The sequence below is a fragment of the Mameliella sp. AT18 genome (assembly GCF_028807275.1).
Taxonomy (GTDB): domain Bacteria; phylum Pseudomonadota; class Alphaproteobacteria; order Rhodobacterales; family Rhodobacteraceae; genus Antarctobacter; species Antarctobacter albus.
In genome coordinates, this window is the sequence record NZ_JARAMO010000148.1 from 1 (window position 1) to 3057 (window position 3057).

At 64.4% G+C, this 3057-nt stretch carries 4 protein-coding genes; 3 read left to right on the forward strand and 1 reads right to left on the reverse strand.

Going from position 1 to position 3057, the window contains the following annotated elements; genetic code table 11:
• From PVW46_RS14260 to PVW46_RS14270, 3 genes are all read left to right on the forward strand, one after another.
• The coding region (locus PVW46_RS14260; protein WP_274576325.1) for a TOBE domain-containing protein at positions 1 to 437 on the forward strand (437 nt) is incomplete at its 5' end.
• Positions 434 to 1204: an L-iditol 2-dehydrogenase gene (locus PVW46_RS14265; RefSeq protein WP_069210897.1), complete on the forward strand. Its 771-nt coding sequence runs from the start codon at positions 434 to 436 to the stop codon at positions 1202 to 1204. The genes PVW46_RS14260 and PVW46_RS14265, both read left to right, overlap by 4 nt.
• Positions 1204 to 2682 (forward strand): mannitol dehydrogenase family protein, encoded by a 1479-nt coding sequence (locus tag PVW46_RS14270; RefSeq protein WP_069210898.1) that lies wholly within the window; start codon positions 1204 to 1206, stop codon positions 2680 to 2682. The genes PVW46_RS14265 and PVW46_RS14270 overlap by 1 nt, the downstream gene beginning before the upstream one ends.
• A gap of 65 nt (positions 2683 to 2747) precedes the next feature.
• On the opposite strand, the gene PVW46_RS14275 is transcribed toward PVW46_RS14270, so the two are convergent.
• A partial coding sequence (locus PVW46_RS14275) for a hypothetical protein (protein WP_274576329.1) occupies positions 2748 to 3057 on the reverse strand: 310 nt, incomplete at its 5' end.

A 3057-nucleotide genomic window follows, 5' to 3' on the forward strand; every position in this document is an offset into this window, starting at 1 on the left:
TCACCCACGACCAGGTCGAGGCGATGACGATGGCCGACAAGATCGTGGTCCTGCAGGCGGGCGTGATCGAGCAGGTGGGCAGCCCTCTGGAACTGTACCGCAGCCCCCGCAACAAGTTCGTCGCTGGTTTCATCGGCTCACCCAAGATGAATTTCATCGAAGGCCCCGAGGCGGCCAAGCACGACGCGCAGACCATCGGTATCCGTCCCGAACATATCGAGGTCTCGACCTCCGAGGGACTGTGGCAGGGCAAGGTTGGCGTGGCCGAACACCTGGGGTCCGACACTTTCATCCATGTCCACGGCGTACCGGGCTGCGATCCGATGACCGTCCGCGTGGGGGGGGAAATCCCGGTGCATCACGGCGACACGGTCTTTCTGAACCCGAACCTGGATCACCTGCACCGCTTTGATGCCGAGGGGCTGCGCATCCAATGACACGGCTGACGGGAAAGGTGGCGCTGGTCACCGGCGGCGCGCGCGGCATCGGCCGCGCAATCTGCCAGGCCTATGCGCGCGAGGGGGCGCGGGTCGCCGTGGCCGACCTGATGGCGGACGAGGCCCGCGATTGTGCCGCGACGCTGGGCGATGCCGGCATGGCGCTGGGCATGGACGTGACCGATCCAGCCTCCATCGCCAAGGGGGTTGCACAGGTCGAGGCCGAATGGGGCGTGATCGACGTGCTGGTGAACAACGCCGGTGTCTTCAACATGGCCTCGATCGACCGGATCACCCCAGAGGACTATCGCCGCCAGTTCGACGTCAACGTCGGCGGCACGCTCTTTGCGATTCAGGCCGTTGTGCCGGGGATGAAGGCACGCGGTGGCGGGGCGATCATCAACTTTTCCTCGCAGGCCGGACGCCGGGGAGAGCCGAACATCGCCGTCTACTGTGCCACCAAGGCGGCGGTGATCTCGGTCACGCAGTCGCTGGCGCTGGAACTGGCCGGGGACGGCATCCGGGTCAACGCCATCGCGCCCGGCGTCATCGACACCCCCATGTGGGAGGTCGTCGACGGGCTGTTCGCCGAATACGAGAACAAGCCTAGGGGCCAGAAGAAACGCGAAGTGGGCGAGGCGGTGCCGCTGGGCCATATGGGGACACCCGAAGAGGTGGCCGACCCCTGCGTTTTCCTCGCCTCAGACGAGGCCCGCTACATCACCGCGCAATGCCTGAATGTCGATGGCGGGAACTGGATGAGCTGATGACCGGGAGCCTTGTCAAACTGAGCAACGCGACATTGGTGGACTTGCCTGGGGGTGTGTCCGCGCCCACCTACGACCGTGACGCGCTGACGCCCGGGATCGTGCATATCGGTCTGGGCAACTTTCACCGGGCGCACCAGGCCTGGTATCTGCACCGGTTGATGCAACAGGGCATGGCGCAAGACTGGGCCATCGTAGGGGCGGGTGTCCGCCCCTACGATGAGGCGCAGCGGTTGAAGATGGCAGAGCAGGATTACCTGACCACGCTGATCGAGCTGGACCCCAAGGGGACGTCGGCCGAGGTGGTCGGCTCGATGATCGACTATGTGCCCATCGTCAAGGGCAACGGCCCCCTGATCGAGCGCATGGCCGATCCGGCGATCCGGATTGTCGCGCTGACCGTTACCGAAGGCGGGTACTACCTGGATCCGGCGACAAAGGCCTTTGATCCTGCGCACCCCGACATGCGCTATGACGCCGCCAACCTGGATGCGCCGCGCACCGCCTTTGGCGCCATGATCGCCGCATTGAGGTGCCGTCGCGACAGCGGCGCCGGTCCGTTCACTTGCCAGAGCTGCGACAATCTTCCCGGCAACGGGACCAAGCTGGAGGAGGTCATCCTGGGCCTTGCCCGCCTCGCGGATCCGGCGCTGGCCGACTGGATCGCAGCGGAATGCAGCTTTCCCAACTCGATGGTGGATTGCATCGTCCCGGCGACCGGCCCGCGCGAACTGGCGCTGGTGCGGGATTTCGGCATCGACGACGCCGTGCCCGTCACCCATGAGAATTTCCGCCAATGGGTGATCGAGGATCGCTTTTGCGCCGGGCGTCCGCCCTGGGAAGAGGTGGGGGCGACCATGTCGGACGATGTGCACGCCTATGAGGCGATGAAGCTGCGCATCCTGAACGGCGGCCACCAGGTGATTGCCGATCCGGCCGAGATCCTGGGGATCGAGACGATCCACGACACGATGGCCCACCCGCTGATCCGGGGCCTGTTCCGCAAGGTGGCGTTGGAGGAAATGGCGCCGCATGTGCATCCGGTTCCGGGAATGACGCCGGAGGCCTATGTCGACCTGATCGATACGCGGTTTTCCAACCCGAAGATCGCCGACACCGTGCGCCGCGTGGCCTTTGATGGCTCGTCGCGTCATACCGGCGCGGTCCTTCCGGTGATCCGCGACGCGGTGGCGGCGGGTACGCCCCTTGCCGGGCTGGCCCTGTCGCAGGCGCTTTGGGCCAGGATGTGTGCCGGCACCCGCGAGGACGGGTCGGAGATCGTGCCCAATGATCCGGTCTGGGGCGACCTGGTGCTGGCGGCGCGCGCCGCGAAAGACAGGCCGCAGGCCTGGCTGGACCAGCGACAGTTTTATGGCGCGCTGGCAGATGACGCGGGTTTCGCGGCGGCTTTTGCCGAGGCGCTGGCCCGGGTCTGGGCCGAAGGAACAGAGGCAGCGATCCGCGCGTACCTGGACTGACGGCTCAGCGTAATTCTTGATTTTTGAATTGAAATCAAGGTGGTAAGGCGGCGTTTGGTGATGCCTCATCTCATGAGACCCGGTGCCTGTGTGCCGGGTTTCCTCGTTTTTGGCCCCTTTGTCCTACCCCTTGCTTCAACAACATTTCCGGTTTCAGACAAATTATAGGCAAGCAAGAAGAGGGTTTTAGCCTTCTGTTCATCCGCAGCGGTGAGGTTGGCGGCGCACCTGAAGCGGTGGCGCAGACCGATACCAAGGCCTGCATCCGTCAGAACGACGTCAGCAAAGCCGATCGCGGCAAATGAAACCGGCGCCAAAATGCGCTTTCGAACAGCAAGGGCAAGAATATGTCTAGCATCCTGACGAACAATGGCG